The organism is Streptomyces sp. NPDC006551 (assembly GCF_040611675.1).
GTDB lineage: Bacteria > Actinomycetota > Actinomycetes > Streptomycetales > Streptomycetaceae > Streptomyces.
Genome location: NZ_JBEXOT010000002.1, coordinates 70,661 through 88,022 on the forward strand (window position 1 = coordinate 70,661; position 17,362 = coordinate 88,022).

General features: G+C 73.4%; 16 protein-coding genes. 11 read left to right on the forward strand and 5 right to left on the reverse strand.

Features of this window, described 5'->3' with window-relative positions; all coding sequences use genetic code 11:
* The first annotated feature begins 31 nt into the window (after window positions 1–31).
* The 3 genes from ABZY12_RS02925 (at window position 32) to ABZY12_RS02935 (ending at window position 3,190) form a co-directional block, all read left to right on the forward strand.
* Complete coding sequence (locus ABZY12_RS02925; RefSeq protein ID WP_356886436.1) at window positions 32–730, forward strand: DNA alkylation repair protein; 699 nt, start codon at window positions 32–34, stop codon at window positions 728–730.
* 276 nt (window positions 731–1,006) lie between these two features.
* Window positions 1,007–2,176, forward strand: a complete 1,170-nt coding sequence (gene tuf / locus ABZY12_RS02930) for an elongation factor Tu (RefSeq protein ID WP_356886438.1) — start codon at window positions 1,007–1,009, stop codon at window positions 2,174–2,176.
* Between the two features lie 168 nt (window positions 2,177–2,344).
* Complete coding sequence (locus ABZY12_RS02935) at window positions 2,345–3,190, forward strand: fused MFS/spermidine synthase (protein ID WP_356886440.1); 846 nt, start codon at window positions 2,345–2,347, stop codon at window positions 3,188–3,190.
* 72 nt (window positions 3,191–3,262) lie between these two features.
* Here the strand turns inward: ABZY12_RS02935 and ABZY12_RS02940 are convergent, their stop codons facing one another.
* Entirely contained in the window at window positions 3,263–4,612 is a 1,350-nt protein-coding gene (locus ABZY12_RS02940) for an MFS transporter (RefSeq protein ID WP_356886442.1), read from the reverse strand.
* 90 nt (window positions 4,613–4,702) lie between these two features.
* Window positions 4,703–5,824: a hypothetical protein gene (locus ABZY12_RS02945; protein ID WP_356886444.1), complete on the reverse strand. Its 1,122-nt coding sequence runs from the start codon at window positions 5,822–5,824 to the stop codon at window positions 4,703–4,705.
* Window positions 5,825–5,945: 121 nt separating this feature from the next.
* On the opposite strand from ABZY12_RS02945, the gene ABZY12_RS02950 reads away from it, so the two are divergent.
* Both ABZY12_RS02950 and ABZY12_RS02955 read left to right on the forward strand, forming a co-directional pair.
* On the forward strand, window positions 5,946–6,383 hold the full coding sequence (locus ABZY12_RS02950; protein WP_356886972.1) for a DUF4442 domain-containing protein: 438 nt from the start codon (window positions 5,946–5,948) through the stop codon (window positions 6,381–6,383).
* Between the two features lie 331 nt (window positions 6,384–6,714).
* Entirely contained in the window at window positions 6,715–7,389 is a 675-nt protein-coding gene (locus tag ABZY12_RS02955; protein WP_356886446.1) for a DedA family protein, read from the forward strand.
* A 92-nt stretch (window positions 7,390–7,481) separates the two neighbouring features.
* Here ABZY12_RS02955 and ABZY12_RS02960 read toward each other — a convergent pair whose 3' ends face one another.
* Window positions 7,482–8,033, reverse strand: a complete 552-nt coding sequence (locus tag ABZY12_RS02960; RefSeq protein WP_356886448.1) for a gamma carbonic anhydrase family protein — start codon at window positions 8,031–8,033, stop codon at window positions 7,482–7,484.
* A gap of 187 nt (window positions 8,034–8,220) precedes the next feature.
* On the opposite strand from ABZY12_RS02960, the gene ABZY12_RS02965 reads away from it, so the two are divergent.
* Complete coding sequence (locus tag ABZY12_RS02965; protein ID WP_356886450.1) at window positions 8,221–9,000, forward strand: acyltransferase; 780 nt, start codon at window positions 8,221–8,223, stop codon at window positions 8,998–9,000.
* A gap of 49 nt (window positions 9,001–9,049) precedes the next feature.
* Here the strand turns inward: ABZY12_RS02965 and ABZY12_RS02970 are convergent, their stop codons facing one another.
* Window positions 9,050–9,919 carry a DMT family transporter gene (locus ABZY12_RS02970; RefSeq protein ID WP_356886452.1) on the reverse strand — a complete coding sequence of 290 codons (870 nt, stop codon included), beginning with the start codon at window positions 9,917–9,919 and terminating at the stop codon, window positions 9,050–9,052.
* Between the two features lie 117 nt (window positions 9,920–10,036).
* Between ABZY12_RS02970 and ABZY12_RS02975 the strand changes: the two genes are divergently transcribed.
* The gene (locus ABZY12_RS02975) at window positions 10,037–10,609 is read left to right on the forward strand and encodes an XRE family transcriptional regulator (protein ID WP_356886454.1); all 573 of its coding nucleotides are present in this window, start codon (window positions 10,037–10,039) and stop codon (window positions 10,607–10,609) included.
* A gap of 44 nt (window positions 10,610–10,653) precedes the next feature.
* The gene (locus ABZY12_RS02980) at window positions 10,654–11,217 is read left to right on the forward strand and encodes a YbaK/EbsC family protein (RefSeq protein ID WP_356886456.1); all 564 of its coding nucleotides are present in this window, start codon (window positions 10,654–10,656) and stop codon (window positions 11,215–11,217) included.
* On the opposite strand, the gene ABZY12_RS02985 is transcribed toward ABZY12_RS02980, so the two are convergent.
* Entirely contained in the window at window positions 11,210–11,632 is a 423-nt protein-coding gene (locus ABZY12_RS02985; RefSeq protein ID WP_356886458.1) for a CoA-binding protein, read from the reverse strand. The genes ABZY12_RS02980 and ABZY12_RS02985 overlap by 8 nt on opposite strands.
* A 147-nt stretch (window positions 11,633–11,779) precedes the next feature.
* Between ABZY12_RS02985 and ABZY12_RS02990 the strand changes: the two genes are divergently transcribed.
* The 3 genes from ABZY12_RS02990 (at window position 11,780) to ABZY12_RS03000 (ending at window position 17,306) form a co-directional block, all read left to right on the forward strand.
* Window positions 11,780–12,406 (forward strand): YigZ family protein, encoded by a 627-nt coding sequence (locus ABZY12_RS02990; RefSeq protein WP_356886460.1) that lies wholly within the window; start codon window positions 11,780–11,782, stop codon window positions 12,404–12,406.
* A 302-nt stretch (window positions 12,407–12,708) separates the two neighbouring features.
* Window positions 12,709–13,878 (forward strand): exonuclease SbcCD subunit D, encoded by a 1,170-nt coding sequence (locus tag ABZY12_RS02995; protein ID WP_356886462.1) that lies wholly within the window; start codon window positions 12,709–12,711, stop codon window positions 13,876–13,878.
* Entirely contained in the window at window positions 13,875–17,306 is a 3,432-nt protein-coding gene (locus ABZY12_RS03000) for an AAA family ATPase (protein ID WP_356886464.1), read from the forward strand. The genes ABZY12_RS02995 and ABZY12_RS03000 overlap by 4 nt, the downstream gene beginning before the upstream one ends.
* The last annotated feature ends 56 nt before the right edge of the window (window positions 17,307–17,362 follow it).

Consider the following 17,362-nt stretch of genomic DNA (forward strand, 5'->3'; position numbering starts at 1 on the left):
AATGCGCGTCATCCGCCGTAGTGTGAAACGCATGACGTCCGCCGTCCCCGACAGCGCTCTCGCCGACACCCTGCTGGCCCGCCTCACGGAGACCTACCCGACCGCCGGCGATCCCGTCCGGGCGCGGCAGGCGAGCGCGTACATGAAGGGCGTCGCGCCGTTCCTCGGCATCCCCACCCCGGAACGGCGCGCGCTGTCCCGTACGGTCCTGGACGGCACCCCACGCCCCGACGAGGACGACTGCGCGGCCGTCGCGCTGCGCTGCTTCGCCCTCCCCGAGCGCGAGTACCATTACTTCGCCGTCGACTATCTGCGGCGGTACGTGAGGCGCTGCTCCTCCGGATTCCTGCCCGTCGCCCGGCGGCTCGTCACCACCACCTCCTGGTGGGACACGGTCGACCACCTCGCCGCACACGTCGTCGGCGGACTCGTCGCGGCCGATCCGGCGCTCGCGGCCCGCATGGACGCGTGGATCGAGGACGACGACCTGTGGGTGGCGCGCACCGCGCTCCTGCACCAACTCAGGTTCAAGGACGCGACCGACACCGAGCGGCTCTTCGCCCACTGCCTGCGCCAGGCCGGCCACCCCGACTTCTTCATCCGCAAGGCGATCGGCTGGTCCCTGCGGGAGTACGCCAAGACCGACCCCGACGGGGTGCGCGCCTTCGTGACACAGCACCGGACCCGCCTCTCACCCCTCTCCGTCCGCGAGGCCCTCAAGAACCTCTGACACCCTCCGACGCCACGAAAATCGTTCGACGCCGGCGGCCCGCCACGACATGATCGTGTGCATGTTCCGGTACGCCTTCCTCGCAGCACGGCCCGCAGACGCGGCCGCGCCGAAGGCTGCCGTCGGCTACTGCGCGGCTTCTGTCGCGGCTTCCCTCGCGGCCCTTGACGGCGCCCGAAGCTGACCCTCCCCGGATCGTCCGGCGGACCCCGTAGGGGGAGGGTCGGTCAGGCCCCGGGGTCCCCTCACGCTTCGAGATCGAGGAACGAGCGAACCATGCCCAAGACGGCATACGTGCGCACCAAGCCGCACCTGAACATCGGCACCATGGGCCATGTCGACCACGGCAAGACCACATTGACCGCCGCCATCACCAAGGTCCTCAGCGAGCGCGGGACCGGCACGTTCGTGCCGTTCGACCGCATCGACCGCGCGCCCGAGGAGGCCCAGCGCGGCATCACCATCAACATCGCGCACGTCGAGTACGAGACCGACACCCGGCACTACGCCCATGTCGACATGCCCGGCCACGCCGACTACGTCAAGAACATGGTCACGGGCGCGGCCCAGCTCGACGGGGCGATCCTCGTCGTCTCCGCGCTCGACGGGATCATGCCGCAGACCGCCGAGCACGTCCTGCTGGCCCGTCAGGTCGGCGTCGACCACATCGTCGTCGCCCTCAACAAGGCCGACGCCGGGGACGACGAGCTGACCGACCTGGTCGAGCTGGAGGTGCGGGAGCTGCTGACCGCGCACGGCTACGGCGGCGACTCCGTCCCCGTCGTACGCGTCTCCGGCCTGCGCGCCCTGGAGGGCGACCCGCGCTGGACCGGCGCGATCGAGGCGCTGCTCGACGCGGTGGACACCTATGTGCCCATGCCCGTGCGGTATGTCGAGGCGCCGTTCCTGATGTCCGTCGAGAACGTCCTCACGATCACCGGCCGCGGCACGGTCGTCACGGGCGCGATCGAGCGGGGCACGGTGCGCGTCGGCGACCGCGTGGAGGTGCTCGGCGCGGACACCGAGACGGTCGTCACCGGCGTCGAGACCTTCGGCAAGCCCATGGAGTCGGCCGAGGCGGGGGACAACGTGGCGCTGCTGCTGCGCGGTGTCCCACGGGACGCGGTCCGTCGCGGGCATGTGGTGGCGGCGCCCGGCAGCGTCGTGCCGAACCGGCGGTTCACCGCCCAGGTGTACGTCCTGTCGGGCAAGGAGGGCGGTCGTACCACCCCGGTCTCCACCGGCTACCGGCCGCAGTTCTACATCCGGACCGCGGACGTCGTGGGCGACGTCGACCTCGGTGAGACGGCGGTGGCGCGTCCCGGCGACACGGTCACCATGACCGTCGAACTCGGCCGTGACGTACCGCTGGAGCCCGGTCTCGGCTTCGCGATCCGCGAGGGCGGCCGCACGGTCGGCGCCGGCACGGTCACCTCCGTCGGCTGAGCCGGCACCGCCCGACGACGGGAGGCCCGTATTCCGTAGCACGCGGGATACGGGCCTCGCCGGCCGCGCCGGATTCTGATCAGGCCGCGGACAGCGGAGTGGCCCGAGCGGCGGCTCCTCGTCACCGCGGTCGACGCCCTGACCGGCGAGCGCGGGCACAATGGGAGCGTGAACGAGCAGATTCCCGTCATCCGGGACGTCGACCAGGGCACCGCCCGGCTCATGCCCGATGTCGACCGGGAGCGGGCCTGGCTGCTCACCGTCGACGACGCGCCCCAGTCGTACATCGACCTGGACGAGCCGACGCATCTCGAGTTCGAGTACGCGCGCCGGCTCGCCCATGTGCTCGACAGCGCCGCCGACGAAGGAGTGCCCCTCGACGTCCTGCACCTCGGCGGCGGGGCGCTCACCCTGCCCCGCTACGTCGCCGCGACCCGTCCCGGCTCCCGCCAGGACGTGGTCGAGGCGGACCGGGGACTGCTCGACCTGGTCACCGAGCACCTTCCGCTGCCGGCCGGCTCGGGTGTCACCGTGCACGGGGCGGACGCCCGCGCCTGGTTGGAGAACGCCCCGGCAGCGTCGGCCGACGTGCTGATCGCCGACGTCTTCGGCGGCTCCCGGGTGCCCGCGCATCTGACCTCCGCCGAGTACGCGCGCGCTGCCCGGCGGGTGCTGAGGCCGGGCGGAACCTACGTCGCCAACCTGGCCGACGGCGCGCCCTTCGCCTTCCTCCGCTCCCAACTGGCCACCTTCGCCGCCGTCTTCGGCGAACTGGCGTTGATCGCCGAACCCGCCGTGCTGCGCGGGCGCCGCTTCGGCAACGCCGTCCTCGTCGCCTCCGACGCGGAGATCGACACCGCCCGTCTGGCCCGCCGCGCGGCCGCGGACGCGTTTCCGGCCCGGGTGGAGTACGGCGCCTCGCTCGCCCGCTTCACCGGCGACGCCCGGCCGGTGCACGACGAGGACGCCGTGCCCTCTCCCGTACCGCCGGACGGCGCTTTCAGCGTCGGCTGAGGCCCGGCGGCAGCGGCTCGCAGCTCGCGGGGAGGGACCCGGAGGTCCGGCCGTCCGTCGGGGCCGGCGCCCTCAGGTGCCGGAGCGGTCCGGTCGGCCGTCGGTGACCGCCGTGGGACGCATCGCGGCGGCGGTGTCCGGGAGGGCGGCGCCGCCGTCGACCGGGCCGGCGACCCGCTTCGTACGACGCGTCAGGTTCCGTACGTCCGGCACAAGCAGCACCAGCGCCGTCACGATCACGATCAGCGTCGCCGAGCCCCACAACGCCTCCCGGCGGCCGAACAGGCTCTCCGCCGGACCCGCGAGCGCCGTGGACAGCGGCAGCATGGCCGTCGAGCCGAACCAGTCGTAGGCGGAGACCCGCGACAGCTTGTCCTCCGGGATCTCCTGGTGCAGCGTCGTCATCCAGGCCACGCCGAACACCTCGATGGCCACACCGCTGACGAACATCGCCGCCGACAGCCCCACCACGTCCAGCGGCACCGCGAGCGCCGCCGAAGGCAGTGCGATCGGGAAGACGCCCAAGGTGCCGACCAGCAGCATCCGCCGCGGCTTCCAGCGCATCATCAGGAAGGCCCCCGCGAGCGTGCCGACACCGAACGCGGCCAGGGCGAGTCCCCAGGGCCGCGCCCCGCCCAGATGGTCCTGGGCGACCAGCGGTCCGTACACCGACTCGGCCGCGCCGACCAGCGCCACCACGATGGAGAACTGGGCCACGATCGACCAGAGCCACGGGCGGCCGATGAACTCCTGCCAGCCCTCCCGCAGATCGGAGAGCAGACCGCCGCCCCCCGCGCGTTCGGCGATATGACTGACGTCGAGGAACGCGCGCAGCGCGCCCGCGAGGGCGAAGGCGGCGGCGTCGATGGCGAGGACCCAGCCGGGGCCGACGGCGGCGATCATCGCGCCGCCGAGGGCGGCACCGCCGATCCCGGCGCCGTGCATGGCCATCCGGAAGAGGGCGAAGGCACGGCTGGCCTGCTCGCCGCTGACGCTGGACAGCAGCATGCCCTCGGCGGCCGGGCTGAAGAAGGCCTGGCCGGTGCCGCACAGCGCGGTGAGGACCATCATCTGCCAGAGCTGAGGGTCGCCCGCCAGGACGAGGAGGGCGAACGCGCCTTGCGAGACGCAGTTGAGGGCGTTGGCGGCGACCATCACGCGGTGCCGGGGTATGCGGTCGGCCACCGCGCCGCCGATGAGCAGGAAGAGGACGAGCGGGAGGGTGCGGGCCGCCGCCACCAGGCCCACGTCGCCACCGTCCCCGCCGGACTGGAGAACGGCGAACGCCGCCGCGATCAGGGCCCCGTGGGTACCGAGGTTGGTGATGATCGCGGCGGCGGTCAGGAGCAGATAGTTGCGGCCCGCCCACTCGGGACGGCGGGAGCGCAGCGGCGTGCGGGCGGAGGCGGCGGGAGTTCTCACTCCGGGACTATCCCTGGCGCCGCCGCCTCCTGCCAAACCGTTAAGCGGACGCCGCCGCCCGGGCGGCGGCGTCCGTGCGGCGGCGTGCGGTCAGGAGGAGGGCGCCAGGCGCACGGTGGAGAGGATCTGCTGGATCGTGGCGTCCGGCAGCTCCTCCTTCACCCCGTCCGCCGCGTAGAGCACCCAGGAGGAGAAGTCGCCCTGGGCGTTCTTGAAGGAGAACGCGATGGACTTGCCGTCCGACTCGCACTTGTTCCGCTTCTTGATGCCGGGGGCGGTCGCCGTCGAGACACTGCCCACGAGTCCGGACTTCGTGGTGTACGGCACGGCCTTGCTGATCTTGATGGTGCCCTTGGGCATGTGCTGGGCGTAGCCGGCCCACACCCAGTTGCCGGCCTCGTTGAACGCCGCTTCCTCGGTGTTCTTGGCGCCCTGGCCGCCCTTGGTGCCCACGCTGCTCAGGCCCCAGGTCTCCTCGGTGCCGTTCTTGTCGGAGTCGAAGGTGCACCACTTGCTCTTGTAGCGGGCGGGCGCGGACATCGTGACGACGGGGGTGCCGTCGTTCTTCTTCTCGTCCTCGAAGAACGTGATCGAGCCGGGCTTCAGCAGCTCCCACTCGGGCGGTACGTCGAACAGCGTCCCGTACTTCGGGTTGTGCACGACCTTCCAGCCCGGGATCGTCGGCTGCTGCCCGGCGTCGTCGCGCGGGTTGTCGAGCGGGGGCGCGGACGGCGGGGTGGACGGGGTGGCCGAACCGGACTGCTTGGGGTCGGTGGCGGTGGTGTTCTTGTCGTCGTCGTTGCCGAGGACGAGGTAGCCGGTGACGCCCGCGGCGACGATCACGGCGGTCGCGGCGATGATCGCGATGAGCGTCGTCTGCTTGTTCCTGCCGCCGCCGGAGCCGTCACCGGGCTGGACGGGGCCGGGGACCGCGTACTGGGGCACGGTCGGCTGCTGGTACGGGTTGGGCTGCGGGTATCCGGGCTGGGCCGGCTGCTGGGGATAGCCCTGCGGCGGCTGCTGCGGATACCCGGGCTGTCCCTGCGGCTGCGTGGGCGGCAGCTGAGGCTGCCCCTGCGGCTGCGTCGGCGGCTGCCCCTGCGGCGGCTGCTGGTACGGGTTCGGCTGCTGGTAACCCGGCTGCTGGTACGGGTTCTGGTTCTGGTCCTGCGGGTTCTGCTCGCCCCCGGGCGGCTGCTGTCCTGGCCACATGGCCAGTAACCATAGAGGTGCGGCGGGAACCCGGCTACGCCCGCCCCCGCGCCGACCGGGGCGCGAGGGGATGGCCATCCCTGCTACTCGCGGGTAACCTCGGCGCATGAGCGCAGACCAGATGTCCGTCGGCGAGATGCTCGCCGCCACGGTTCCCATGGCCAGGACCCTCAACCTGGAGTTCCTGGAGACCAGTTCCGAGCGTGCCGTCGTCCGCATGCCGGACCAGGCCGACTACCACAACCACGTCGGCGGACCGCACGCCGGAGCCATGTTCACGCTGGCCGAGTCCGCCAGCGGGGCGATCGTCCTCGCCGCCTTCGGCGAGCAGCTGAACCGCGCCGTGCCGCTCGCCGTCAAGGCGGAGATCGGCTACAAGAAGCTCGCCATGGGTGTCGTCACCGCCACGGCCACGCTGGGCCGCCCCGCCGCCGAGGTCGTCGCCGAACTCGACGCCGGTGAACGCCCCGAGTTCCCCGTCCACATCGCGATCACCCGTGAGGACGGGGCCGTGACGGGCGAGATGACCGTCGTCTGGACCCTGCGCCCGAACTCCTGACCGCTCGGCCTCGAGGCCCACCGCCTCCCGGCCTCCGTACGGTCGTCACGTCCGCCCCCGCACTCGAAGAGACGCGGGGGCGGACGCGTCCGGTCCGCTCCGCGGACACCGCCGGCACCCGGTGCGCGGAGCGGCCGGGAAGCGGCGCCCGACGGTCCGTCCGGCTGCCCGTCCGGCCGCCTCCCACCGGGACGAGGGGCCCACCGTCGATGTCGAGGTCCGTACCCCCTGAGCAGGTAGGCTGCCCCGGCGTGCGCGACGCCGCGCACGCCGCGACCCCGGGCCGACAAGACGGGCCCGGCGTCGACGGTCGATACGGGAGGAACTCGCGTTGCACGTCCAGGAGTGGCTGGAGACGATCCCCGCGGTCGCCATCTACGCGCTGGTGGGAGTGGTGATCGGGCTGGAGAGCCTGGGCATCCCCCTGCCCGGCGAGATCGTCCTCGTCAGCTCGGCCCTGCTGGCCTCGCAGCACGGCGACATCAATCCGTACGTCCTCGGCGCCTGCGCCACGGCCGGCGCGATCATCGGCGACTCCATCGGTTACGCGATCGGCCGCAAGGGCGGGCGACCGCTGCTCGCCTGGCTGGGCAAGAAGTTCCCCAAGCACTTCAGCGAGGCCAACATCGCACTGGCCGAGCGGTCCTTCGAGAAGTGGGGCGTGTGGGCGGTCTTCTTCGGCCGCTTCGTCGCCCTGCTGCGGATCTTCGCCGGACCGCTCGCGGGCGTGCTGCGCATGCCGTACTGGAAGTTCCTCCTCGCCAACGTCTTCGGCGGCATCCTCTGGGCCGGCGGGACCACGGCCGTCGTCTACTCGGTCGGTGTGGTCGCCGAGGCGTGGCTGAAGCGTTTCTCGTGGCTGGGACTGGTGCTCGCGGTGGCGATCGGACTCACCTCGATGCTCGTCCTGAAGAACCGAGCGAAGAAGGCGGCGGCCCGGGCGGAGACGCAGGCTCCGGCGTCCGCCGTGCCGGTGGCGAAGGAGCCCGTGCCGGTCGCCGACTGAGCGACGGTGGTACGGCGAAGGGCGCGGTGCCGGTGAGGCACCGCGCCCTCGGTCGTCGCGGTCGCGCCGGTGGTCGCGTCGCTTCAGCCGCTTCAGCCGATCCGGTCCTCGGGTCCGTCGTCGAAGACCTCCGCGTGCGCCTTCGCCAGGTGCAGGTACATCTCCGCGTTGAGGCGGATGCCCGCCCGCTCCTCCTCGGTCAGCTCGCGCCGTACCTTCGCCGGGACCCCGGCGACGAGCGAACCCGGCGGGATCTCCATCCCCTGGGGCACGAGCGCCTGCGCGGCGACGAGCGAACCGGCGCCGATGCGAGCGCCGTTGAGGACCGTGGCGCCCATTCCGACCAGGACGTCGTCCTCGACCGTACAGCCGTGGATCGTCGCGTTGTGGCCGACCGTGACCCGGTCGCCGATCGTCACCGGGAAACCCGGGTCGACGTGCACGGTGCAGTTGTCCTGGATGTTCGAGTCCTCGCCGATCGCGATCGGGCCGCAGTCGGCCCGTAGCACGGCGTGGTACCAGACACTGGCGCGGGCGCCGAGCGTGACGTCGCCGAGCACCACGGAGGTGGGGGCCGTGAAGGCCGTGGGATCGACCCGCGGCTCCTTGCCGCCCACGGCCTTGATCAACGCCTGCTCGGTCATCGTCCGCTCCTGCTCGCTCGCTCTTGGGCCGCGCCTGGGGGAACCCTACGAGATGCCCTGCGCCCGCCCGCCGTCGACCGCCCGAGTCACGATCGCCGCCGAGATCGACACCCGTGACGGACACTCGTAACGGACATCACAGCGCACCGCGCGGATCAGGTGTGACGGCGGCGACTACCGTGGGCGGGTGCCCAGGAACAGAAACACGTTCTCGTCTCTCGCCGGCTTGCGGCGCCGCGTCGTCGCCCGCGCCGTGCAGGCCGGCTGGCGCTGGGTGCAGGAGGCCGGTGCGGTGACCGCCGGGTCCCCCGGGCGGCTGCGTTTCCGCCGTCTCGGCGCGGGCACCCGGCTCGCCTTCCCGCAGGGCACCGTCTTCGGTGAGCCCTGGATCGAGATCGGCGAGCACTGCATCATCGCCGAACAGGTCACGCTCACCGCCGGAATGATGCCCGGCCTCGACCTCGGCCCGGAGACGGTCCTGACGCTCGGCGACGGGGTGGTCCTGGGGCGCGGCAGCCACGTCATCGCGGACACGACGGTGACCATCGGCTCCGACACGTACTGCGGGCCGTACGTCTACATCACCTCGACGAACCACAGTTACGACGATCCGCACGAGCCCGTCGGCCGGCAGTGGCCGCGCTCGGAACCGGTGGCGATCGGGCCCGGCTGCTGGCTGGGCACCGGCGCGGTGATCCTGCCGGGGGCGCGGCTGGGCCGCAATGTGGTGGTCGCGGCGGGCGCGATCGTACGGGGAGAGGTGCCGGACCACTCGGTGGTGGCCGGCGCCCCGGCGCGGGTGGTGCGCAGCTGGGACCCGGAGAAGGGCTGGCAGCCGCCGCTGCGGACCCCGGCGCCGGTGCCGATACCGGACAGTGTGACGCCCGAACAGCTCGCCGCGCTCGCGGAACTCGTGCTCGCCGACGAGATCGAAGGCGACGTGAAGGACGTCCTGAAGGACGCCTGAGCCGATGGCCGCCCGCGCCTTGGGCGGCCGCCCCCGGGTGGACGGGCGGTCAGCCCGTGGCGAGCAGGACCGTGCCGACCAGGGCGAGACCCGCGCCCGCAGCCTGGACGGCGCGCAGGCGTTCCTTGAGGACCCCGCGTGCCGCGAGTGCCGTCACGACGGGGTAGAGGTTGGCGAGGACGGCGGCGACGGTGACGGGACCGTTCTGCGCCGCGATCGAGTACGTGCCGTTGGCGGCGACGTCCGCCAGGCCGACGAAGGCGAGGGCCGGGGCCGCGGCCCAGACGACCCGCATCCCGCCGCCGCCCTCGGGCAGCGCCCGCCCGCCCCGCTTCACGGAGACGTAGAGCGCGCCGCCGCCCACCAGGACGTTGGTGACCCGCTGGACGAACAGTGCCAGGAAGAGCCCGGTGAGCGTCGACGACGCCTCCGCGATCAACGCCATCACCGAGCCGAAGCCGAAGGCGGCGACGAGGGTGAGCAGCACCGCCTGGCGCTGGACGGGCGCACCGCGCAGCTCGGGCCCGCCGGCGAGGACGATGCCGACGACGGCCACGCCGATCCCGGCGAACTGGAGCAGCCCGGGGCGGTCGCCGATCAGCAGGCCCACCGAGACGGGGACCACGACACCGAGCGAGCCGAGCGGGGAGACCACGCCCATGGGGCCGAGGGCGAGTGCCTTGTAGAAGCAGAGCATCGCCACGGGGCCGACGACGCCGGCCGCGACCGCGTACCAGAGGTCCGGGCCGATCTCGCTCCAGCCGCCGGTGGCGATCACGATCGCGCCGAGGACGACGACCGCGATCGCCTGGGAGGCGACGACGACGGTCAGAGCCGGTATGCGCCGGGTGAGCAGTCCGCCGCCGAAGTCGGCCAGCCCCCAGAGCAGGGCGGTGGCCAGGGCGAACAGGGCAGTCATGGGATCCTCGCAGGGGGTGGTCTCGCAGTACAGTGCGGTGGACAGCTGGGTACAGCGTGGTACACCACACCGTAGTTCAGTCTGTTGAACTCTGTCATCCAGAATATTGGACGGAATGTGTCGGACCTCGATCAGCTCACGCAGTCGCTCGCGCGGAACCTGAAGCGGTGGCGCCATGAACGCGGGTTCACGCTGGACGCGCTGGCCGCGCGCGCGGGGGTCAGCCGCGGCATGATCATCCAGATCGAGCAGGCCCGTACCAACCCCAGCGTCGGCACCACGGTGAAACTCGCCGACGCCCTCGGGGTCTCGATCACCACCCTCCTCGACTACGACCAGGGACCCCAGGTCCGCCTCGTGCCGCCCGACCAGGCGGTGCGCATGTGGTCCACCTCCACCGGCAGCCACACCACGCTCCTCGCCGGCACCGAGGCCCGCGGTCCGCTGGAGCTCTGGTCCTGGACGCTGATGCCCGGTGACGGCAGCGCCTCCGACCCGCACCCCGAGGGGACGACCGAGCTGCTGCACGTCACCCAGGGCGTGCTCACCCTCGTGGTCGAGGGCGCGGAGCACACCCTTCCGGCCGGCACCTCGGCCGTCTTCGAGGGCAATGTGCCGCATGCCTACCGCAACGACGGCGACGAGCGGGTGGAGATGACGATGGCCGTCTCCATCCCGCCCGTACGCTGAGACGCCCAACCTCCGCCCGGGACCGGCTTGTTAGCCTGACCGGCATGCGCGCCCCCATCGGAGACTTCGACAACGCCCGCCCCGCCCCCGACTGCCTGGAGCTGCTGACCGAGCCGGTCGCCGCCGCCGTCCGCGCCTGGCAGGGAGCCGTACCGGCCGACCAGCTGCTGTACGTCGACACCGACCCGGAGATCGCCGACACGGCCGTCTTCGTGGCGCACCACGGCTCCCGGCTGCTCGACGAATCGGCGAACTGCGTGATCGTCGCCGGGAAGCGCGGCGAGGCGACGACGCTCGCCGCCTGTGTGGTGCGCTCGGCGACCCGCGTGGACGTCAACGGGGTCGTCCGCAGGCATCTGGGCTCGCGCAAGGTGCGGTTCGCGCCGATGGACACGGCGATCGGCGCGACCGGCATGGAGTACGGCGGCGTCACACCGATCGGCCTCCCGGGCGACTGGCCGGTCCTCGTCGACGCCACCGTCGTCGACACCCCGTGGGTCCTGATCGGCAGCGGCCGGCGCCGCGGCAAGCTCATCGTGCCGGGCAAGGCCTTCGCCGAGCTGCCCGGCGCCGTCGTCCTGGAGGGCCTGGGCGTCCCCGTCAGCTGAGGAGCGGGATCTCGATCGCGGGGCAGCGGTCCATGACCATGTCGAGGCCCGCCTCGCGGGTCCGGGCGTACGCCGCCTCGTCGATCACGCCGAGCTGGAACCAGACCGCCTTCGCACCCACGGCCACCGCCTCGTCCGCGACCTGCCCGGCGTGCTCACTGTTGACGAAGACATCGACCACGTCCACCGGGAACGGGATGTCGGAGAGCGTGGCATAGCCCCGCTCCCCGTGCACCGTCTCCGCCTTCGGGTGGACGGGCACGATCCGCTTGCCGTAGCGCTGCAGCACGGCCGCCACGCCGTACGCCGCGCGCGCCTGGTTCGACGACAGACCCACGACGGCCCAGGTGTCGCCCGTGTCCGTCAGGATCTTCCGTACGGTGTCCGGCTCGGTGGTCGCCGTCTCGCCGCTCATGCGCTGCCTCCCATGGATCGCTGGTCCCTCGGCTGAACGAGCCCGGCCCCCGGAGGATTCCCGGACGCCGCACCGGGACGTCACGCCCAGGACATGCGTCGGAGGTCCCGGGGGTGGAGCCGTCCGGCGGACGCATAGGGTGGCGGGATGCACGAGCAGTACCGCACGCTCGCCCGAGAGGGCGTGCACGAGACCGAGATCAACCGCTCGCGCTTCATCTGCGCGCTGGCGCCCGTCGCGACCGAGCAGGAGGCGCAGGACTTCGTCGCCCGCGTCCGCAAGGAGCACCCGACCGCCACGCACAACTGCTTCGCGTACGTCATCGGCGCCGACGCGTCCGTCCAGAAGGCGAGTGACGACGGTGAGCCCGGCGGCACCGCCGGCACCCCCATGCTCCAGATGCTGATGCGACGCGAGATGCGGTACGTCGCGGCCGTCGTCACCCGTTACTACGGCGGCGTCAAGCTCGGCGCGGGCGGGCTGATCAGGGCGTACGGCGGTGTGGTCGGGGAGGCCCTGGACGCCCTCGGCACCCTCACCCGCCAGCGTTTCCGTCTCGCCACCGTCACCGTGGACCACCAGCGGGCGGGCAAGCTGGAGAACGATCTGCGGGCGACCGGGCGTGGGGTGCGCGAGGTGCGGTACGGCGAGGCGGTCACCATCGAGATCGGTCTGCCGGACGCCGACGTGGAGGCGTTCCGGGCGTGGCTCGCCGATGTGACGGCAGGCGCGGCGACCCTGGAGCTCGGCGGCGAGGCGTACGGCGACGCGTGAGGGGTGCGTCACGGCGTCTCGGCCGCGCCGGGCCCCAGCGCGCGGGGTGAAGGGCCCGAGATGAAGGACACGAGGCGATGGGCCCGGGGCGTCGGACGCGCCGGAAGCGAGGGGTGCGACCGGCCGTGATCCGGCGTCCGTGCCGGATCAGGTCCTCAGGCGCGCTAGCGTGGTCGCTGCTGTCCGCGAGGCCCGTGCGCCCGCCGTGACGGCCGGGGCGGAAGAACGGAACACGTGCGGGGCGGACAGGCAGGGGCCGGAGACATGCGGGGCGGCGGAGACATGCGGCGCGGAGCGGCACGTTGAGACTTCTGCACACGTCGGACTGGCACCTGGGCCGTTCCTTCCACCGGGTCGGCCTCCTCGATGCTCAGGCCGCCTTCCTCGACCACCTGGTGAGGACGGTGCGCGAGCGCGAGGTGGACGCGGTCCTCGTGGCCGGTGACGTCTACGACCGGGCCGTCCCCCCGCTGCCCGCCGTGGAGCTCTTCGACACCGCCCTGCACCGGCTCGCCGACGCCGGGGTGCCGACCGTGATGATCTCCGGCAACCACGACTCGGCCCGCCGCCTCGGCGTCGGCGCCGGGCTCATCGAGCGCGCCGGAATCCACCTCCGTACCGACCCGGCGGGGATCGGCACCCCCGTCGTCCTCGCCGACGACCATGGCGACGTCGCCCTCTACGGCCTGCCGTACCTCGAACCCGCCCTCGTCCGTGAGCGGTTCGGCGCCCCGAAGGCGGGACACGAGGCGGTTCTCGGTGCCGCCATGGAACGGGTCCGGGCCGACCTCGCCGAACGGCCCGCCGGAACACGTTCCGTGGTCCTCGCACACGCCTTCGTCGCGGGAGGCGAGCCCAGCGACAGCGAACGCGACATCACCGTCGGCGGGGTCGCGGCCGTGCCCGCCGGAGTCTTCGACGGCGTCGACTACGTCGCCCTCGGCCATCTGCACGGCAGCCAGACCGTCACCCCGCGCGTGCGCTACTCCGGCTCCCCGCTCGCGTACTCCTTCTCCGAGGCCGAGCACCGCAAGACGATGTGGCTGATCGACCTCGGACCGCAAGGCGAGATCGCGGCCGCCGAACGGATCGACTGCCCCGTGCCCAGAGCGCTCGCCCGCATCAGGGGCCGCCTCGACGACCTGCTGGCCGACCCCGCTCTCGTACGCCACGAGGACTCCTGGATCGAGGCGACGCTCACCGACTCCGTACGGCCGGCCGAGCCGATGGCCCGGCTCTCCGAGCGCTTCCCGCACACCCTCAACCTCGTCTTCGAGCCGGAACGCACCGAGGGCGATCCGCTCGCCTCGTACGCCCAGCGGCTCCGGGACCGCACCGACCAGCAGATCGCGGAGGACTTCGTGGCCCATGTGCGCGGCGGCGCCGGACCGGACGGATCGGAGCGAGCGGTCCTGTACGGCGCCCTCGACGACGTACGCGTCGACGCGGAGCGCCGCGAGGTGGGCCGGTGAGACTCCACCGCCTCGCGATCACCGCCTTCGGGCCCTTCGGCACCACCCAGGAGATCGACTTCGACGCCCTGTCGTCCGCCGGGCTCTTCCTCCTCCACGGGCCGACCGGCGCCGGCAAGACATCCGTACTCGACGCCGTCTGCTACGCCCTGTACGGCTCCGTCCCCGGCGCCCGGCAGACCCCCGGCGCCTCGCTGCGCAGCGACCACGCGCCGGCCGGGACGTTCACCGAGGTCACCCTCGATCTGACCGTGGGCGACCGACGACTCGAGATCACCCGCCGCCCGGCCCAGGCGCGCCCCAAGAAGCGGGGCGGCGGGTTCACGACCGAGAAGGCTCAGAGCCGGCTGCGCGAGTACGACCCCGAGACGGGTGAATGGGCCGGGCTCAGCCGCTCCCACCAGGAGATCGGCGAGGAGATCGTCCAGCTCGTCGGTATGAGCCGGGAGCAGTTCTGCCAGGTCGTGCTGCTGCCGCAGGGCGACTTCGCGCGCTTCCTGCGCGCCGACGCGGAGTCCCGGGGCAAGCTCCTCGGGAGGCTCTTCGACACCCGGCGGTTCGCCGCCGTCGAGGAGCGGCTCGCGGATCTGCGGCGCGCGGCCGAACAACAGGTACGGGAGGGTGACGAGCGGCTCCTCGCGCTCGCCCACCGGATGGCGCAGGAGGCGGGCGGCACCGTCGTCGACGAGCGGCCCGGCGAGCCGGGGCTCGCCGAAGCCGTCCAGACGCGGGCGGCCGAGGCGCGCTCGGAGGCGCGCGAACACCTCGACATCGCGCGCGTGGCGGTCTCCGCCGCGGAGGAGCGGCAGGCCGCCGCCCGCCGAGCGCTCGACGCCGAGCGGGAACTGGCGACCCGTCAGGCGCGGTACGCCGAGGCCCGGCGCCGGCACGAGGAACTGGAGGCGAGCAGGCCCGAGCGGGACCGCTGGGAGACCACGCTCGATCGCGCGCGCAAGGCCGGCCTGGTGGCGCCGGCGCTGAACCTGCGTGCCGACGCCGAGCGCGAGCACGGCTCGGCGAGCGCGGCACGCGAGCGGTCGCGCGGACTGCTGCCGGACGACCTGGCCGACGCCGGCGCGGAACAGCTCTCCGCGCTGGAGCGGCGGTTGCGCGAGGAGCTCGGCGGCCTCGAATCCGCGCGGCGCGCCGAGCGGCGCGGCGCCGAGATCGCGAGGGAACGCGAGGTACTGGAACGGCAGGCCCGCGCGGACGAGGAGATCTTGCAGGACTCGGCCGGCTGGCTGGCCGGATGGGGGGCCCGCCGCGCGGAGCTCACGGCCCGCATCGAGTCCGCGCAGGAGGCGGCCGCCCGGGCCGAGCACCTCGCCGGCCGCCTGGAGCCCGCCCGCCGCCGTCTGGCGGCGGCCCGCCGCCGGGACGACCTGGCGCTGCGGGCGGCCGATGCGGAGGCCCGGCTGACGTCCGCCCGCGAGCGCCGCAACGAAGCCCACGAGACCTGGCTGGACGTCAAGTCCCGCCGCCTGCGGGGCATCGCCGCCGAACTGGCCGCCGCCCTCACCCCCGGCGACCCCTGCCAGGTCTGCGGCTCGGCCGACCACCCGGCCCCCGCCCGCACCGGCGCCGACCACGTCGACCGTACGACGGAGGACGCGGCCTACGCCGCCTTCACCCACGCGGAGGAGACCCGCACCGCCGCGGAACGCGACCTCGCGGTCACCCGAGAAGCCTGGGCCTCCGCCCGCGCCGAGGTCCTGACGAGCCCGGCGACGACGGTTGCCGCCCGGACGGAGGGAGTCGGCGCCGACGCCAGGGTCGCGGCCGTGGCGGGCGTCTCCGGCGGGCCGGTGTCCGGCCCGGCCGGGCGGGCATGGCCGGGCGGGCGGGCCACGGCGCCCGATTCCGGGGACGCGGCCGACGCCGACACCAGCGCGGAGGAGGGCGTTCCGGCCCGGGCTCTGCCCAGTGCCAGGGGCGAGGAGCTCCCCGCCGACGCTGCGGCCGACCGCCACCCGAAGCGCTGTACGGTCCCGGGACAGGGCACGGGCGCCCCGTCGCGTGCCGACTCCCGCGCACGAACCGTCGGTGCGGACTCGGACGTACGTGCCGGGTTCGGCGCGGACGGCGAGGGTGCCGAGTCCGGCGTGCGTGCCGGCCGTACCGAATCCGCCATGCCCGCCGACGGCCCCGACTCCGGCGTACGTGAGCCCACCGTCGACGAGCTCGCCCGCGAGGTCGAGGAGCTGGCCCGGCAGCACGCCGAGGCGCACGCGCTCGCCGGGCAGACCCACGCCGCGCGGGAGGGTCTCGCGCGGGCCGAGCGGGAGTACGAGGACAGGGCCGCCGCGCAGCGGGAGGCCGAGCGGCGGGTCGCCGCGCGGACCTCGCAGCGGGAGGCGCTCGACCGGGAGCAGACCGCCCTGGAGGCCGAGGTGGCCCGGGGCAGGGGCGAGTCCGGCTCCGTCGCCGAGCACGCCTCACGCCTGGAGCGCCGGATCGCCATCCTGCTCGACGCCGCCGAGACCGTACGCACCGTCGAACTCACCGCCCAGCGCCTGAAGGAGGCCGACGACCGTCTCGCCGACGCCGCCTTCCGCGCCGGCTTCGACACCCCTGCCGCGGCCGCCGCCGCGCTCCTCGACGACGGCGAGCACCGGGCCCTCCAGCACCGCCTGGACACGTGGCACGCGGAGGCCGCCGCCGTCGCCGACCGGCTCGCGGAGCCCGAGACCGAGGCCGCCGCCCACCGGCCGCCCGCCGACGTGGCCGCAGCCGAGTCGGCGCACGCCGCCGCCGAACGGGCCCTGCGCGACGCGGCGTCGGCCCTCGACGCCGTACGGGACCGGTGCGCCGAACTCGCCCGGCTCTCCCGCGAGGCCGACGCCGAGGTCCGCCGGCTCGGTCCGCTCCGCGAGGAGTACGAACGGGTCGCCCGGCTCGCCGGGCTCACCGCCGGCACCTCCGCCGAGAACGAGCGCAAGATGCGCCTGGAGTCGTACGTCCTGGCCGCACGCCTCGAACAGGTCGCGGCCGCCGCCACGGCCCGTCTCCAGCGGATGTCCTCCGGCCGCTACACCCTCGTCCATTCCGACGCGCGCTCCGGCGGCAAGCGCGCCGGGCTCGGTCTCCATGTGGTCGACGCCTGGACCGGCAACGAACGCGACACCGCGACCCTCTCCGGAGGAGAGACCTTCTTCGCCTCCCTGGCGCTCGCGCTCGGTCTCGCCGACGTCGTCACCGACGAGGCGGGCGGCGTCCGGCTCGACACCCTCTTCATCGACGAGGGCTTCGGCAGCCTCGACGACCAGACCCTCGACGAGGTCCTCGACGTCCTGGACTCCCTGCGGGAACGGGACCGCAGCGTCGGCATCGTGAGCCACGTCGCCGACCTGCGCCGCCGGATTCCGGTCCAGCTGGAGGTGGTCAAGGAGCGGCACGGCTCGGCCGTGCGGCTCCGCACGCACGGGTAGCGCGGGGAGCGGGGGCGGTCATTCGATGACCGTGAGCGGTGGCGCCCGGGACGTCC